This window comes from Rossellomorea sp. ABR4_012 (assembly GCF_056159545.1).
This window is the reverse complement of record NZ_JBSWVK010000002.1, coordinates 14,707-32,255: the sequence shown is the minus strand read 5'-3', so window position 1 is coordinate 32,255 and position 17,549 is coordinate 14,707. Positions and strand designations below refer to the sequence as shown.

The 17,549-nt window shown below is 43.1% G+C and carries 15 protein-coding genes and 1 riboswitch; of the genes, 3 read left to right on the top strand and 12 right to left on the bottom strand.

Features of this window, described 5'->3' with window-relative positions; all coding sequences use genetic code 11:
- Window positions 1-165: 165 nt before the first annotated feature.
- Window positions 166-588 carry a pyridoxamine 5'-phosphate oxidase family protein gene (locus ACXAFV_RS09780; RefSeq protein WP_475126153.1) on the top strand — a complete coding sequence of 141 codons (423 nt, stop codon included), beginning with the start codon at window positions 166-168 and terminating at the stop codon, window positions 586-588.
- Window positions 589-1,027: 439 nt separating this feature from the next.
- Here the strand turns inward: ACXAFV_RS09780 and ACXAFV_RS09775 are convergent, their stop codons facing one another.
- The 9 genes from ACXAFV_RS09775 to ACXAFV_RS09735 form a co-directional block, all read right to left on the bottom strand.
- A complete protein-coding gene (locus tag ACXAFV_RS09775) occupies window positions 1,028-2,809 on the bottom strand; it encodes an ABC transporter ATP-binding protein (RefSeq protein WP_475126152.1) in 1,782 nt (593 codons plus the stop codon).
- Complete coding sequence (locus ACXAFV_RS09770; RefSeq protein ID WP_475126916.1) at window positions 2,802-4,484, bottom strand: ABC transporter ATP-binding protein; 1,683 nt, start codon at window positions 4,482-4,484, stop codon at window positions 2,802-2,804. Before ACXAFV_RS09770 ends, ACXAFV_RS09775 begins: the two co-directional genes overlap by 8 nt.
- A 362-nt stretch (window positions 4,485-4,846) precedes the next feature.
- On the bottom strand, window positions 4,847-6,451 hold the full coding sequence (locus tag ACXAFV_RS09765) for a mechanosensitive ion channel (protein WP_475126151.1): 1,605 nt from the start codon (window positions 6,449-6,451) through the stop codon (window positions 4,847-4,849).
- A 128-nt stretch (window positions 6,452-6,579) separates the two neighbouring features.
- Entirely contained in the window at window positions 6,580-8,754 is a 2,175-nt protein-coding gene (locus ACXAFV_RS09760; protein ID WP_475126150.1) for a beta-propeller domain-containing protein, read from the bottom strand.
- 137 nt (window positions 8,755-8,891) lie between these two features.
- Window positions 8,892-9,347, bottom strand: coding sequence for a threonine/serine exporter family protein (locus ACXAFV_RS09755; RefSeq protein ID WP_475126148.1), 456 nt, complete (start codon window positions 9,345-9,347; stop codon window positions 8,892-8,894).
- Between the two features lie 54 nt (window positions 9,348-9,401).
- Window positions 9,402-10,163 (bottom strand): threonine/serine exporter family protein, encoded by a 762-nt coding sequence (locus ACXAFV_RS09750; protein WP_475126147.1) that lies wholly within the window; start codon window positions 10,161-10,163, stop codon window positions 9,402-9,404.
- 439 nt (window positions 10,164-10,602) lie between these two features.
- On the bottom strand, window positions 10,603-11,199 hold the full coding sequence (thiT, locus tag ACXAFV_RS09745) for an energy-coupled thiamine transporter ThiT (protein ID WP_475126146.1): 597 nt from the start codon (window positions 11,197-11,199) through the stop codon (window positions 10,603-10,605).
- Window positions 11,200-11,270: 71 nt separating this feature from the next.
- Window positions 11,271-11,377: riboswitch (TPP riboswitch) on the bottom strand.
- An 86-nt stretch (window positions 11,378-11,463) separates the two neighbouring features.
- A complete protein-coding gene (locus ACXAFV_RS09740; RefSeq protein ID WP_475126145.1) occupies window positions 11,464-11,763 on the bottom strand; it encodes a hypothetical protein in 300 nt (99 codons plus the stop codon).
- 345 nt (window positions 11,764-12,108) lie between these two features.
- A complete protein-coding gene (locus ACXAFV_RS09735) occupies window positions 12,109-12,435 on the bottom strand; it encodes a thioredoxin family protein (protein WP_475126143.1) in 327 nt (108 codons plus the stop codon).
- Window positions 12,436-12,581: 146 nt separating this feature from the next.
- On the opposite strand from ACXAFV_RS09735, the gene ACXAFV_RS09730 reads away from it, so the two are divergent.
- Window positions 12,582-12,905, top strand: a complete 324-nt coding sequence (locus tag ACXAFV_RS09730; protein WP_475126142.1) for a YflT domain-containing protein — start codon at window positions 12,582-12,584, stop codon at window positions 12,903-12,905.
- Window positions 12,906-12,965: 60 nt separating this feature from the next.
- Here ACXAFV_RS09730 and ACXAFV_RS09725 read toward each other — a convergent pair whose 3' ends face one another.
- Entirely contained in the window at window positions 12,966-13,508 is a 543-nt protein-coding gene (locus ACXAFV_RS09725) for a histidine phosphatase family protein (protein ID WP_475126141.1), read from the bottom strand.
- Between the two features lie 416 nt (window positions 13,509-13,924).
- Here ACXAFV_RS09725 and ACXAFV_RS09720 point away from each other — a divergent pair, with 416 nt between their 5' ends.
- A complete protein-coding gene (locus ACXAFV_RS09720; protein WP_475126140.1) occupies window positions 13,925-14,884 on the top strand; it encodes a nuclease-related domain-containing protein in 960 nt (319 codons plus the stop codon).
- Between the two features lie 111 nt (window positions 14,885-14,995).
- Here the strand turns inward: ACXAFV_RS09720 and ACXAFV_RS09715 are convergent, their stop codons facing one another.
- Both ACXAFV_RS09715 and ACXAFV_RS09710 read right to left on the bottom strand, forming a co-directional pair.
- Complete coding sequence (locus tag ACXAFV_RS09715) at window positions 14,996-16,621, bottom strand: hypothetical protein (protein WP_475126139.1); 1,626 nt, start codon at window positions 16,619-16,621, stop codon at window positions 14,996-14,998.
- Window positions 16,622-16,624: 3 nt separating this feature from the next.
- Window positions 16,625-17,413 (bottom strand): ABC transporter ATP-binding protein, encoded by a 789-nt coding sequence (locus ACXAFV_RS09710; RefSeq protein ID WP_475126138.1) that lies wholly within the window; start codon window positions 17,411-17,413, stop codon window positions 16,625-16,627.
- Window positions 17,414-17,549: the final 136 nt, after the last annotated feature.

Here is a 17,549-nt window from a genome sequence, read left to right as displayed (position 1 = left end):
AAAGGCCCGTCCCTCGCCGCTGTGACGCGTTAATGGAGACTAGGACGGACCTTTGGCTTATATTTTCTTTATACCCAAGCATGCTTCAACTTTACACATCCATATGTTTATTTCTACTTTTGTTAAGGAATAGTATTGATATACCAGAATAAGGAGATGGCAAGGATGAATCAAACAGAACTTAAACAGCAAATATTGAAGGTTCTTGAGGAAAGCAAGGTGGGGACGCTTTCGACGGTGAAAGGAAGCAAACCGCATTCCCGCTACATGACTTTTTTCAATGACGACCTGACACTATTCACACCTACAAGCAAAGAAACCCATAAAACAGAAGAAATCGATGATAATCCAAATGTCCATATCCTTCTCGGGTATGAAGGTGAAGGATATGGGGATACTTACGTAGAAATACAGGGAAAGGCATCAATAGAAGATTCCCGGGAGTATAAGGAAAAACTGTGGAATGATCATATGGAGAAGTGGTTTGACGGCAAAGATGACCCCAATTACATTGTGTTGAAAGTTACTCCGGAGACCATTCGAATGATGAATGACGATGAAGGGTCGCGGCACACGCTTGAATTATAAAGTTGACAAACCGGATTTCACGTGTTATATTTAATCATTGTTAACTTGTGACATAATTAAAACGACTAGAACAGGTAATCTGTAATTCTATTCTGTTTTGATATGCAACTTATTCACACTGGATCGGCTTCGGAGCCGTTAGGATGTAAGAGAGGTAGGGCTTACGTCGTTTAGGTTCATCAAACGACTCAAGGAATTGCCCGCGGCTGTTTATTATCTGAATACGTTTAAAGATATAAATATATTACTTGTGATGTTGCAAGTTACAGAGCATGCCTTGTCCGATAAAAGGCATTATAGAGGGAGTACTGACAGGATGATCAGCCCCTCACTCAAGTTAAAAGCCCCCAGAAGCGCCGACGCTTTTGGGGGCTTTGTCCATTCAATGCGAAGGCCCGTCCCTCACTGCGTTAAAGCAGTGAAGGGCGGGCCTTCGTTTTTAACTGCTTTCCTTCAATTGACTATGATAAAGCCCGTGATAAAAGCCTCTTTGCCTCAGGAGCTCTTCATGAGTGCCTTTTTCAATGATCTGCCCTTGATCCAGCACAAGTATTTGATCGGCCTGACGGATCGTATTGAGCCTGTGGGCAACCACAACGGACGTCCGGTCCTTCATCAATTTTTTCAGAGCGTCCTGGATCTTCAGTTCAGTGATTGTATCGATACTCGAAGTCGCTTCATCCAGGATCAGGATTGATGGATCGGAGAGGATGGCGCGCGCAATCGACAATAATTGTTTTTGCCCCTGACTGATTCCGCTGCCATCCTGCCTCAGAACGGTTTTATAACCCTGAGGCATTTTCCCGATAAAGGAATGGGCATTCGCTAACTTGGCTGCTTCCACTACTTCTTCATCGGTCGCCGAAAGTCTGCCATAACGGATATTTTCCAGGATGGTGCCCTGAAAAAGGAAAGTATCCTGAAGCACAAATCCCATCTGCCTTCGGAGACTTTTACGCGTAATGGTTTCGATATCCTGTCCGTCTATCATAATCCTCCCTTCGTCAAGCTTATAAAAACGTGACAATAAATTCGTAATGGTCGTCTTCCCTGCACCGGTCGGACCAACAAGCGCCACCGTTTCCCCGGGGCTGATTGAAAATGAGACATCCTGAAGAGTCGAATCACTCTTCCTATAAGAAAAGGACACTTGCTTAAAATCAATTTTCCCGACCAATGTCTTTATTTCTACTGCCTTCTCTTCGTCCTTCGCTTCTTCCTCTTCATCAATGATTTGAAATACACGCTCCGCCCCTGCAATAGCGGATAGCAATGTATTATATTGATTGGCGAGTTCATTGAGCGGACGTGTAAACTGCCGGGCATATTCGGCAAAGATGACGATCACACCTATGGTAACCATATCATTGAGTGCAAAAATCCCCCCGACACCGGCTATCACTGCAAAGCTGAGATTATTCAACATATTCATCAATTTCGGGATGAACCCGGAATACGTATCTGCCCAATAGGCTGCCGAACGGAGTTTTTTATTTTTCCCCTGGAATTCTTCTATCGCAGTCTCTTCACGCGAGAATGTTTTAATGATGCTATGTCCGGATATCGTTTCTTCGATATAACCATTCAATTCGCCGATATTATGCTGATATTGTTTGAACAACGGCCCCGTCCTTTTCGTGATCCACTTCATGCCAAGCACCATCAGCGGCACAATCGTCAGTGTGATCAGCGTCAAGAGCGGGCTCAGCCACAGCATGACCCCAGCCGTCCCGATGAGCGTCAGTACACTGGAGATGATTTGGATGAACGAACTGTTCAAGGTATTACTGACATTATCGATATCATTGGTCACCCTGCTCATCAGCTCCCCGTGCTTTCTTTTATCAAAAAAAGGGATCGACAGAAGGTGCAGCCTGTGGAATAAATCTTTCCTCAAACGGTAGACGGTGTCCTGTGCAACTCCGATCATCCAATAGTTCTGATACCAGACAGACACAGAGTGAAGGATATACACAATGATCAAACCGGCAAGAAGCCAGATGATTCCTGAGGCTTCTTTCGTGACAATGTATTCATCAATCGCCATTCCCACTAAAAATGGACCGAGAAGAGATGCAGCCGAACTGATGAGAACCATCACGATGACTAGATAAAGCAAGCCTTTCATTTTTGAAAGGTACGTCCATAACCTGCCCAGTGTGCCTTTTGTATCCCTCGCCTTATCATCCTTTCCAAGTTTCTTTCTCACATGCCTAGACATGATGCACCTCCCCGAACTGAGATTCATAAATCCGTTGATATAAAGGTGATTCTTTAAGAAGGCTGTCATGGGAGCCGTTTTCGATCAAGAGTCCGTCTTCTAACAACAAGATGGTATCCGATTCCATCGCTGTACTGATTTTTTGTGTAATGATGATGATCGTGCATTCATACTTTTTGATCGCTTCGAGCAATTTCGCTTCCGTTTTCAAATCAAGTGCACTGGTGCTGTCGTCCAGAAGCAGGATTTTCGGTCTTCTAATCAATGCCCTTGCAATCGACAGCCTTTGCTTCTGTCCTCCGGAAAGGTTCACTCCCTTTTGCCCAAGTACCGTGTCATACCCGTCCTTCAAGTTTTCAATGGTGTCATGGATTTGAGCATCCTTTGCCGCCTGGATCATATCCTTTTCAGAAGCATTTTCTTTTCCCCATAACAGATTTTCTCTCACCGAACCAGAAAAAAGGACCGCCTCTTGGGGAACATACCCGATTGCTTTCCTCAAATTCTCGAGAGTGATCGACCGGATGGAATGGGAGTCTATCTTTATTTCTCCTTCCGTCGTGTCGTAGAGCCTCGGAACTAACTGAAATAAAGTCGACTTCCCTGAGCCGGTCGCCCCTAATACAGACACTGTCTCCCCTGCTTTCACGTGGAAAGACACATCCTGCAGAACCCTCCCCCTTATTTCAGGGTATTGAAAGGAGACTCTGTCAAACGTGATTTCTCCGCTGATGACTTTGTTTTTAAGCTCAGCTTCATCTCCATCCCTTAAATCAACCTCTGTATTGAGCACTTCTGCTACACGATCAGCTGATGCACGAGCTCTTGAAAAACTTGTGATGATAAAAGAAAAGATGGAAAACACGGAAGAAATCCTCGTAGCATAGGTTACGATCGCTACGACCTCACCCACCTGGGCACCGCCGGCAGTCACTTCTATACTCCCTGACCAAAGAACAATCAATATGGCCAGGTTCATCACGAGCATTAACAGAGGCATGATGATTTCCATAAACCTGAGAGCGCTCACCGTTTTATCCTTCAAATCTTCATTGGCGCCATGAAATCGCTTTTCTTCAAACTCTCCCCTTGTGTATGCCTTGATCAGCCGGATGCCTGAAAGATTTTCTTTCATCACTTCATTCACCCGGTCAAGGCGCTTCTGTACTCTTTCAAATAAACTCCAGCCCCGCTTCAGCACCCATAATAAAAACATCCACAGAACCGGAATTACAATGATCAAAACCAGGGCAAGCTTCACATTCACAATCAACGCCATAATCGTGGATCCGATGACAAGCAAAGGAGCCCTCAGCATGATCCTCAAGCTCATGAAAATCGTATTCTGCAGCTGTCTCACATCATTCGTCATCCTTGTGATGAGTGAAGAAGCCGGCAGTTTATTGAAACTGGCAAACGAAAACGACTGGATTTTCTTATACAGACTTTCCCTTACGTCATAGCCGAATCCCTGACTCGTATGAGCAGCAAAAAAAGAATTCGTGACACCGGACACAAAAGAAAGGAAAGACATGCCGACCATGATTCCGCCCCAAAAGAGCACCACATCCAAATCTTCCTTCATGATCCCCTGATCAATGATTTTCGCCATAAACAAAGGATTCAAAAGCTCCACTGTGAGCTCTACAAGCATCAAAGTCCAAGCAATCCCCATCGCCCATCGATAGGGCTTTAAAAAACCGATAACCTTCAAAGAAACACACCCCTCACGCCGTCGTTCTTTATCATATGTATATATGTATAATGATATCGCTTTTTTATGATGGGTGGTAGTTTGAAGAGTCCATTTCGGGGAGGAGGGAGTCATTATAAGGTGTGTAGTGCTGCTGTTTTGACTGAGGACTCAGAAAAGCTGTCGAAGGTTTCACGTGGAACACTTTTTTAACATAATGAGGGACGGGCCTTTAGCACGCTAAAAGCCCGTCCCTCACCTCACTAACGTATTAAAGTTCCTGTAAGAGAAAACCGCGCAGTCCCACTTGGGGATTACGCGGTTTTGTTTATGGCATTTATTTTTTATTGATTATGTGGAGGAAGGTTGTCGTTTCCACCGAAATCAGGTTTATTGATGTTTGGTTTGTTATGCTTAGGCATGTTTTTCTCTTCTTCTATTTTGCGGTCTAATTTTGCAAGGTATTTTCCTGCAAACTCTTTTCCTCCAAGACCAAATGCAAGTCCGAAGGCTAAGGCAAGTCCTCCCAGGATAAGCATAAATGCGATGTTGACGATTGAATCGGCAACTTTCAATTGATCGAGTGCCATAAAGAAGCTTAGTGCGATAATGGCATACTTCGTGATTGTCGCAAGGACCTGGAAGTTGTCGCTTAGTACGTTGGACATGATATTTTTCACCAGATTACCAAGGTACAGCCCTGCTCCAAGAATGACGACTGCTGCCAATACATGCGGTAAATACGCCAGCACGCCTGTCGCAAGCGCAACAAGGAAATCCAATTTAACGATTTGCAGAGCTTCGACTGTAAATAAGAATACGATTATGATTTGAACGATTCTTCCCACCAGACCTGATAGGTTCATGTAGGAGTTCGCAGGTGTATCCAGTGTCGTGTCAGCTGCTGACTTGCGGCCGATTCCCATGTTTCGGAGAAGGGAATTGAAGCCCACTCTGTTAAGTAAGCGTGATACCAGTGCGCCGGCCCATTTTCCGACCCAGACTCCTGCAAGGATCAGAACGATTGCAATGGCGATATTTGGAAGCATCACCAGTACGGTGTTCAGCATATTGATTGCCGGTTCAGAGATCCCTCTGATGTCGAGTTGATCAAGAGCTGAGATCGTAACCGGAATCATAATGAGTACAAAGACGATTGTACCGATTACAGAAGAAACGGTTGTCCCTTGGAAAAGTTTACTGATCCCAAAACGTTCAGCCGCTCTTTCCGTGCCGATTGCCGCAAGGAAGTTAGTGACGATGTCACGGACGATTTTTGCAACGAACCAGCCGACAATGAAGATAATGGCAGCTGCGAACAGTTTTGGAATAAATGCAAGGAAGCTGTGAAGCATTTCCGTGAATGGACCTGAAACCCCTGTGATGTTAAGAGCTGCGAGCACACCCGGCAGGAACACTAACAGCACAAGATAAAAGACGATTCGTGCTGCTGTGTAGACATAACGATGTACATCATTTTCATCTTTCGCCAGTTTAGATCTTAAGATTGCATTTTTTACTGATGGACGATTTCCCACTTTCTCGATTAACATTTTCAGAAGTGACGCAACCACCCAGGCAAGTAATAAGATGAGTGCAGCTTTCAATACATTCGGAATGGCTGCAGCCATCGTGGTCAGCATCCCGACAAGCGGAGAAGCAATGAAGTTTAAATCCAGCATATTAAAGAAAGCAATAAAGACAAAGACCAGAATGATAAAATACACGATTTTACTGATGACTTTCTCTGATGTCCATTTCCTTTCTCCATTCGGCTTTCCAAAATGAAGCCTGTCATCAAAGTGAACTCGCTTCAAAAGACCGTAAACAGCTTTTTCAACCGCCTTCGCAACGATCCAGCCGATCAATAATACGAGCATTGCCAGAAGAAGATCTGGTAATTTCCCTAAGTATGAGTACCATTCTTGCGTGATTCTATTATTATTCATTCAGTTAGCTCCTTCCAATTTTGAAATCTCTAAAGCTAATACTTAATGTACCCGGAGATTTTTTTTCAAAACATCATGAGAAAATATAGAAACAGCCTCCAAAATACCTATTGGAGGCTGTTCAAGAGTCATTGAAGGAGCAAAGAGCTTTCCTTTTTAAAATCATCCAATGAATATGCTTCGATTTTACTATTGGATAAAGTGTATACGGTATCATCTATATAGAGAAGACGCTGTATATTATTCTCCCAGTTTTCATAGATATCTTTTTGGCCCTTATCGACCTGTGTCAGCTTCGCCTTTCTTTCAATGCCTCTTTCAGGGGAGATTTCATAAAGAAGTGCCCCCTGATAGTCGAATACCTGTTCATACTCACTTCCCTCTTTGTCATGATAGACCGAAATAGGGAATCCATATAAATTACGTGACGGTTCATGGAAAAGCGCTTTATGATCTTCCAGCAGATAAGAATGGGTTCCCCTGCCCCCGATGATTTCAGTGTCTGCTTCCTTAGGGTTCTGAAAATCCGTAATATCAAATAATGATATTTTCATACCGTTCCGGATGATTCGGGGTTCCTCGTTAAATGATTTTCCGTCATCCATGATCTTGGTATCGAACCCGAAACCGATTAAATGGTTTTCATCGATTGGATGAAGATACGTGCTGAAGCCCGGGATCTTCAATTCCCCAAGTACCTTAGGCTGCTCCGGATCCGCCGTGTCGATGACAAACAGCGGATCTACTTGTTTAAAGGTGACGATATATGCCTTATCACCCATGAATCTTACAGAATAGATCCTTTCCCCTTTTGCAAGGTTCGTGACTTCACCCGTTTTCTTCATATTTTCATCGTAAATATAGAGTGCGTTTGAAGAAGGTTTATCGTCATTCCACACCTCTCCATCAGTCGTTGCAATTCGGAAGTATCCTTCATGCTCATCCATGGAAAACTGGTTGAGTATCCTCCCAGGCACTTTACCCGATGCCTTATATGTGATCGCTGAATCCTTCACTCCAAACTTATACACTTCAGTACTTGATACGACCCAGCTTGCTGGATCTTCCACCTTTTCCACGGCGATATAAAGATTCTCTTTTGACATATAAATCCCGTTACCGCTTCCTAAATACGTCTCAACGTTAAATTCAGCTTTAGGATTTTCAATGTCCAGCGCTGCGATCATAGTGAAATTAGGCTGCGGAGACTGCGGAAAATACTTGATACGCGTGGCAGGAATCGCCTTGGCTTCTTCATCTTCCAAACTATCCATCACCCTTGGTCGCAAGTCTATCTCAGGATTTTTGTCAGCAAGCCAATAATCAGGATATAAGTTGGATACAAAGTAAAGGGTTCCGTCTATTTTTCTGGAGGTCATATAATGTCCTTCTACCTCAACCTTCCTTATTAAGGACGGCTTTTCTTTGTCAGAGATGTCATAAATCATTGCGACTGTAGAGCCATTGATCGGGCGCGGCATGATTTTCTCAGCAGCTTCCACCGCTCCATGAGACCAGCTGTTCCCGATGACCACTACCTTGTCTTTTTCTAAAAATAAATGCTGCGGCTGGATGTTTTCTTTAAATGTCACTTGGGAGACAATTTTCATTTTGTCGGCCGGAACTGCTTGAGAAATGATAAGCTTTTGATTTGCCACTTGGTACATAAAGGTTCCATCCGTTTTGACGATATCTCCTTCGTCTACACCCTGGACCTGATTATTCGTTTCCGAGTGGCCGGACCCTGAACTTTCAGCATTACCTGACGTGGCCTTATCTTCAGATGATTCAGAGCCGCTATTCCCAAAAAGACTGAATTCTGCATGTTTCTGTTCCAATTTTTGTTTTTTCAAGATGGTTTGAAAATAGCGGGTAAGCTCTTTCTTAGAGGCAATGGAAGGGATCTCTTCTGTGACGGCAAAGGTCAAGTTCGTATCCCCCTCATAGGAGAATCCTAAATTTGTTTTGACACCGGAATTGATGGAAATCGTAAAATGCCTGGGTTCTTCCGGATAACCGCCGGCAGGAGGATGAATAAAAAGTGTTTTACGATCGTCGCTAAGCTCGAAGGAGACTTCCACCGGTTTACCATCTGAATCTTTCACAACGATATTCCTGTTATTGATCGTGCTTTCCCTGACCGGCTCAGAAAATTGAAGGTTCCATGAATTTTCATTCATCACGATAAGCTTGCCGTCCAGACTTCCCTCTGCCATGACGGCAGGTTTCTGCAAATAAAGAATCAGTCCGAAAGCAGCACACAATAGGATACCTGCAAGAATGATAAGATACGTCTTTTTCATAGGTTTGACCCACCTTTTTGTTCTATTTTTACATTAGACGGACGGAGTGGAAGAAAGTTACAGCTTCTCGTGAAAAGCAACAGGTTCTTCTGCACGCAAAAAAACAGATCCTGTCTCCAAGATCTGTCCTTCTCTCGTTATCTCATTCTTCGTGCGCTGGCATTGAATCTGGCATTGCGTATGATTTGATTGATGACTTCAGAAAAGATGAGTCCGACGGCGATCGAGCCCGAAATCATGAAGGCCTTCGCTGCCAGGTTGATTGCTGCATTGTAATCATTTTGAACAAAGTTCCTCATGGCATCATACGCGAGTCCGCCCGGCACAAGCGGAATGATTCCAGCTACACTGAAGATGATGACTGGCGTTTTGTACATTTTGGCAAAAACCTGGCTGATGACCGCTACGACAAATGATGCCAGCAGAGTTGCGAGTACGGCATCCGTTTCATTTAAAAACATGATCATGTAGATGATCCAGCCCAGCATTCCGACAATCCCGCATTTGAATAGGGACTCTTTCGGTGCATTAAAAATAATGCCGAATGCAGCCGCAGCAATGAAGCTGGTGATTAAATGCTCGATGATCCACATTCCCTATTCACTCCTTTACATTACTTAGTAGTGTTACACATGTATCAAACAGCATTATATCAACGTAAAAACAACTGCGATGCCGGTACCGATCGCAAAAGCGGTCAAAAAGGCTTCCGCTCCTTTAGACAATCCTGAAACCAAATGCCCCGCCATCAGGTCGCGGACAGCATTGGTAATGAGCAGCCCGGGTACAAGCGGCATGACAGATCCTATGATGATTTTATCCAGTTCCTGTCCGGCTCCAACATGCACAAAGCCGAACGCTAACATCCCAATGATGAAAGACGCAAGGAACTCCGCAAAAAATTTGATCGGAACGAGGCGATGTAAATAAACCACACTCATATACCCTACCCCTCCTGTTATGAAGGCAGGGATAAAATCTTCCCAGATACCTAAAAACATAATGAGAAAACATCCGCTGGCAATGGACGCAGCAAGCACTTGAATAAAAAAGGAATAAGAATGGTCCGCTTCCTCAAGTTTTTCAAGCTCACTGTAAGCCTCTTCCAGGCTATAATGGCCCTGGCTGATTTTCCTGGAAATGCTGTTCACCAAGGTGACCTTTTCAAGATCTGTCGACCGTTCATTGATGCGGATCAACTTTGTCTTCGTCGGTTCATCGGTTTCAATGGAAAAGATGATTCCTGTCGGCGTCACATAGCTGTGCGATTCTTTAATTCCATAGGAAGCGGCTATCCTCATCATCGTATCCTCCACCCGATACGTTTCCGCCCCGCTCTGAAGCATGATCTTTCCTGCCAGCAGGCAAACTTCCATTATGTCATACCTTCGTATCATTTTAGCTTCCATAAAAATCTCTCCGTGCTATCGTTTTTTGAATAGGTCTAGTTTATAGGAAAAACGGGCCTGTAAGCAATGAGGAGTGGGAATTAATTTTGATCTGTGGATGGTTGAGGGGATATGAGCGGATTTTCCGGCCTGTGCGGGGGTGGATAAGTACGTTGGTGAAGGTGGGCCTGGATGGTTAATCGCCCCGATCTTATTTTATCTTCCATTTTTTTGATTTATCTGCCGTTATTTCGATTTATCGTCCATTTTTTATTTTTATCTGCCGTTTATTTATTTTATCCGCCAAATTCTCAGTATATCTGCCATTCTTCAAATTCCGACAATTATCGCTTTCCCATCGTCCCTCTTTTTCATTGACAATCTGCATCAACTGAATTCGCATCCATTTTTGTCCCACAAAAAAAACCGACTCCCGGAGGAATCGGCTTATTTCATATAATCATGAAGCTTTCCGCTGGTCATTCCCTACTGAAACACCCTGCCTGACTAACCGCGGAGAAGTCGCAATTAAAGGAATCAGAACAACCGAACATAATAATGCGGAACCGAGCATTGTTACCCCGTTTGCAAAAAGCGAGAATAGAACCGGGGACATGCCTTCCGGAGCATACTCTTTGAAAAAGATGAAGCCTGCAATGAAATGCCAGAAATAACGGGCTAAACTTCCGGCAACCGTTGCCGCGACAATCCACATATACAGTTTTGATTTATTCTCCGACCGTAATGAATGCTGGATGCGGCGAACAAAAAGGCCTGCAAACCCAATGAAAGTGAATGCAATGAAGTACTCAATGATCATTTGAACAGGAGTGACGATCCATGCATTGCCAAGCGCCACCTGCAGCACTCCCCATACAAACCCTGCCAACAGGCTTGCTTTAAATCCTCTGCGGAACGCCAAAATGAAAATTGGCACCATCGAGAATGAAATCGAGATACTCGGTGACAGATCAATCGACGGAAGCAAATCAAGGATAATGGCAAAGGCAGCCATTAATGCAGCTTCAATCAATACTACTAAACTTAAAGATTTCATAAAAAAATCTCCCCTTTTTTTCTAAACGAAACCATAAGGGAGAGTCAGCAAATTCAAATAGGCATAGTGATCCTATCTATCTTCCACATTCCTACGCTAGTACTAACTAACAGGTTCAAAGGGTCAGAACAGGCATTTTGCCGTTCACTCTCAGCATATCGCTCCCCTTGTGGTCACGTTTATTAAATTATCATTCCAGTACGTATTATACACGAAAACATAAGATAATAAAAGAAAATGCGGGCATGAAATTGAAGGGTACGATCAGGGACTTTCATTGAGCGGGTCGTGCAGGATGATGACCGGCATAGACTTGGGGGCAACCATGAAACCATAGACTCTGCCTTCTTTATCTTTGTAAGCAACAGAGTAATCCCCGAATTGCGGAGAGAACTCCACGTCCTCGTATTTCAGATCCAGATGGTTGTACTTCCAGCCTACATACAGCTTGGTGGAAGCGCGGGCAGTAAGGTGCTGAACAATCGTAATCTGATTGGCGGCAATAAATAGGATAATGGCGGCGATCGAAATGATTACTTTACTTGCTCTGGACAACCTCAGCATCAATACCTCTCCTTTCCCGGAATTCAATCAGAATATTCCGTATATTATCTCTATTATATACTTATTCACTAGGACATGACAAAAGAGCTACTTTTTTCAAAGAGTTCTTATCAAAATTTCCCATTAACCTGGTATAATTCCTGCACTCCAGCAGCGGCCCTTATTATCGGTGCTTCGAATCCCCTTTCCCTCTCTCTGACCTATCATTTTCTCATTGAAAAAAGAGCTCCCAAAATGACAGCGTTTAGGACCCAAATCGATGTTGTCCTGAAGCATATTTAACGATCATTTAACTCTATCAACCCTTCTACGATATGGCTTCGGCGTTCTTAATCAAACGTTTGTTTAATCCTCAAGCATCGTGATCAATCTTGACAAACCGCTGTCCAATTCATCGATCGGGACGAATCGTGCTTTCCTCATCATTTCTTTCCCTTCCACAAACACAATGACTACAGGTACCGTAAAAATCGAGTACTCCCCTGCCATTTCAGGAATTTCATCGGCATCCGCATGAACGGCTGTAATGCCAGAATACTTCTTCAACACTTCCTCTACTTGAGGCAGTAACGCATGGCACACAGAGCAATTTGGTCTTGAGATATATAAAAGAACCATTTTTTCGTTTTCAATCGTACTTTTAATGACTTCCAGCGTATGTTGTTCTTTCACGTTCAATCCCCTTCCTTTCTGTAAGTGCTGTTAAGGTTATATATTCCCGTTTTCCCTTCCAAGAATCCATGTACGGGAGATGTTTATTTTTTCATAAACCGGGAAAATAACGACTGTATTCGAAAATGATATTGGAGGAGATTCACATGAAACCGACTGTTAAAGAATTCTATAATGACGATGAATTAATTTCAGAAGTGGAAAAGTTATCTTCTCAAGGCATAGACAAAAAGAATCTGTATGTACTATCCCATGACGATGACCGTACAGAGCGCGTGGCCGACAATGCCAATGCGAATGAAATCGGTGTAAAGGAAACGGGCATCGGTACGGCAGTAGGAAACATGATCCTCAGCAAAGGCGACGAACTGCGCAATCAATTACAGGAGATGGGCTTTACGAAACAAGAAGCCGATCAGTACGAAGAAAAGCTGGATGAAGGAAAAATATTATTATTGGTTCAGAACTGACAGGTGCCTTTCCCCTTTAAATAATGTAATCTAATTCAGAAGTAAAGGATGATCCGGGAATCATCCTTTTTCTTTTTTAAAAATATAAATCTTTCCATTTTGAGGCCTCCTGAATACCGGACCGGAAAAACCACGTTTGACCAGTTCCTTTCTCACAAACATCATCACCCCTCCGTGTCCGACAATCAGCACATCCTGATCTTCTGAGATGATCCTGTCTACGATACTCTTAATTTTCTCCAGCACCTCTTTCTTGCTTCCGGACTGAGATGGATGATCGAACCACCACGCCAGGCGAATGGCAAATAGATGAATGAACAGAGGAAGCTTCATTCCGGACGGGAAAATTGGCGCCAACGGAATTTCCCTTAAGTCATCAAGGAAAATGATATCTCCTTTAAACACATTTCGCGCCGTCACTTCAGCTCTCCTCATACTGCTGGAATAACAGGATTTCCACTCGATCCCGCTCAACTCAACGTCATTCTCTTCCACATCGGAAGCATCATATTCCTTTACCCAGTTCATTAATTCCTGTGAGGACACAATTTTATTTGGATAACCTCTCTTCACTTTAAAATGGCGAATTAGTCCAATTTTCATTGTTTTCTCCTTTGGATTTTTTATTTTATTATATCTTTCATTAATATGGTTTGGGCCGATTTATTATTTTTGTGTGGTGGATCGTTAATGGGTATCTGGCAGATGCTTTTCTTGCTATCGGCGCTGGATGTGTGCTGGCATTCTTGATTAGGTTTTTTGCCGGAGGGCCAGATTAGAATTATTCTTATAAGATCATAAAACGTTGAATAGGATCGTATTTTAGGAAATAGGATCATAAATTCGGGGATAGGATCATAAATCCTGAAATGGGATCGTATTTTCAGAAATAAGATCATAAATCCTAAAATAGGATCATATCTCACACCCTAATCCAAATAATGTAACAAAAATAAAGGAGTTTTCACCTTCAAAAGCGAATTATGCATTATCAAGGTTTAAGGAGTGATGTTTTGATATTGAAAGAACGAACAATTCCATTAAAAATCCTGGAGAATGCAGCTTTATTAACGAGGCTTGTCCCTTTTCATGAAATAAGGCCCCAGATCGAGCTTGATTTAAAAAAGAGAAAGGCCGGCTTCAATGGAGAAAAAACTGTAGATTATCATCTGAGCTTTCTGACCGGTAAGCATTACTGGCTGTTTTTCGACATCAGACTTCCTCTCGATCCTCACTACTTTCAAATCGACACCCTCCTTCTGACCCCTTACTACATCCTGGTCATCGAAGTGAAAAATGTCTCCGGCACCATCAGGATTGATCCCCAAATTAAACAATGCACTCGAATTTATAAAGATATCACAGAAGGATTCATCGATCCCATTTCCCAAGCTAAACGACAAAAGCATTTCCTGCAAAAGTGGCTGTCACTCTATAAGATCCCTCTTATTCCTATTGAATATCTGGTCGTCATCAGCAATCCCTCCACCACGATTGAGTATACTTCCCGCCCGGAATCCGGATCTCCCTATCTGAATATCATTCATTCCCAGAACGTAATCGATCGCATCATTGAATTAAATCATTTATATCAAACTAGCATTCTACCGGACAAAGCTCTCAAAAAGATAAAAAAACTCCTCCTTACAAATCATGAAGAGGCCCCCTCCAATTGTCTGCAAGCTTATAATCTTACAAAAGAGAATATCCTGCCAGGGGTCCTGTGTGAACATTGCGGTCACTTACCATTAAAGAGGATCAATAATTCCTGGTCCTGTGAAAAGTGTGCAACGTTGTCACCGAATAGTCATATGAAAGCGATCGACGACTATTTCCTTCTGATTGATAAAAAGATGACCAATCAGGATTTAAGGAACTTTCTTTGCCTTCCTTCACGTAAAGTCGCGACTCTACTTTTACAAAGGTCGGGTCTAGTGACAAACGGTAGTGGGAGGGGCACCTTTTACACCAAGCCTTAACAAAGAAGCATGCAGTCACAAGCTGCATGCCTCTTCTGTCTATGTCGTGAATACCTCTCTCCCATAAGAAACCCCGTCTTGGACTCCTTTAACAAACATCTTTAACCTAGCCTAATCTTTAAACGAAAACCTCCAAACAGCAAAATTCACAACCAGGAGAATGACTAAGTACATATAAACTCCATATTCCAACTTCAATGATAGAACATGCAAACCAATAAATGCTCCGATGATGATATAAAACGGCAGCACCTTCCAGCCGTCGCTTTGCTTCACCCCGTCAAAGCTTTCGGTAAATGGAAGTCCGTCATTCAGCAGTTTGTAGCATACAACTGTGTAAATAAATGCACTGACGAGCACTACGATTAGCCCCGGGAGCAGCTTTAAACCAAAAAGAAAAAGGAAGCATACGGCAATCACCAGATATAGAGGTATGAAAAGTTTTGCCAGGAATGCTTTCAATGTTCCTTTATGAATGGGAGCATGACTCTCGACAGGTGTCACCTTATAAATCCAAGACCCTTTATATTTCCCTGAATATCCCAGCTGCATCACAACTGTCGGAATGACGATCAAGCTCGCATAGATGGACAAGTACACCATGCTTGAAGACAGGTCTTCAAACGAAGACATCATCAGGTGATTGAAGACGAAGATAAACGGCAGGATGATGGCGAACCCAAGTCCGGGGTAGACTTTCAATTTAAATTCACGCTCATTTTTCATCATATAATGGGCGAATTGGTAAAATGCACGTTCTTCCCTGGTGTAGCACATGAGTTTCATGAAGCTTTTTCCCAACAGGTTGGATTTCCTGCGTGCCTTTCCCGCATGCGAATTAAGTTTCTGCAGATTCCTCTCGAAAGAAGGGAGGATCTTAATGTAAACTGTCAAAGCTGCAAAAGGAAAAAGAAGCGCCATCACAGAAAACAGGATGATCAGGGTGCTGTTATCACCGTTCAGAACCCATTCAAACATGGAACCAAACCACATCGGAGGAAAGAATATCTGCCACCACTGTGCCGTGAAGGCCACTTGCAGATCGACAAACTCAAATGACCTCGCCACCACCTGATATCCCACTGCCAGCCCAATCGACAGGCCAATTTGAACATAGTTGATGATATCCTTTAATTTTTCCCCGTCAAAATATTTTAAGATAAGGTAATAAAGTAATGCGGTAAAGACAATTATCAGGATATCAGTTAATACGATCCCCGCTAAAAAAAGCAGGAAGAACCATAATCCCTGATTGATCAGCGCTACAATCAGCGGAATGATCGTCATAGCCCCTGTTAAGAAAAACAGGTAGACACACACGTGGATGCTCTTCGCCAGACTGATGGTCTTCTTCTCCACCGGCTTTGTAAATAAGATGGTATTGTCCCGGATGTCCAATATGACGACCGAGAAATCCGAAATCATCGAGGTCATGACGATGAACATGATGACAGAAAATGCGATGCTCATTTGAAAAATATAATTCTCGCCCATCAAGACGAATGGGATGATGAACAATCCAAACAGAGCATAGATCCACAGCGATTTGATGAAGCGGTTCTCATCCTTCGATTCTATCCCCTTTTTTCCCTGCTGCTGAAATACAGTAGGGACCCTGCGCTGATCCATGGTGAATTTCACCTGCAGGATCCTGCGGAGGGCCGGATAGTCAAAGCCCATTTTTTCAAAAATGACCCGGAACCAGTCTAAGAAAAGCAGTGTACGAAATTCCTTCATCCCCTACACCCCTTCAACAACCGAAACAATCTTCTGTGCCGTTTCCTTATGCTCATTAAATCCGGTCAATTGGTTGAAGATTTCTTCAAGCGTCCCTTCGCTGTTTGTATTCTTTAATTCTTCGAAACTGCCATCCGCCACAATCAAACCATTATGCAAAAGAATGATCCGGTTACTGATCTTCTCTACGACATCCATGATGTGGGATGAATAGAATATGGTTTTCCCCTGAGCTGCCAGTTGAGCAAGAAGCTCTTTAAAAATCATGACTGAGTTTGCATCGAGACCGTTGATCGGCTCGTCAAAAAAGAGGATGTCCGGATTATGAAGAAGACTCGATATGATCAGTATCTTCTGCTTCATCCCCTTGGAATAAGACGCAATACGAGAATGATAGACTTCTGTCAAACCAAACAGTTCAACTAATTTCTCTGCCTTCTCCCCCGCAGCTTCTGCTTCAAGTCCATACAATTCACCTATGAACGTCAAATATTCCTCAGCTGTCAGATTGTCATAAAGGTCGGCCATTTCAGGTACATATCCGATTCTCTTTTTATACGCAGCTGATTGGGTCGAAATATCCTTTCCAAAGAGCTGCACCTGACCGGAGTACCCTTCCTCAAGACCAAGGATGATCTTAACGGTCGTGCTCTTACCTGCTCCATTCGGCCCTATATATCCGATGATTTGTCCCTTATAAATATCTAAATTGATTCCCTTCAACACTTCTTTTGCTCCGTAGCTCTTGTTAAGGTCTTTAATCGATAAAATCGGCTGATTATTTTCCTCCATGCTGTCCCCCTCTTTCCTATCTGTAATCTTACTCAATGCTAACATAAATTCCCTTATTTGGAATCTTCCTTACTTGTATTATTTGACGATTGCCGTTCAGTAAAGGGTGTGGATTTCGCCCATTCTTATAGTTAAT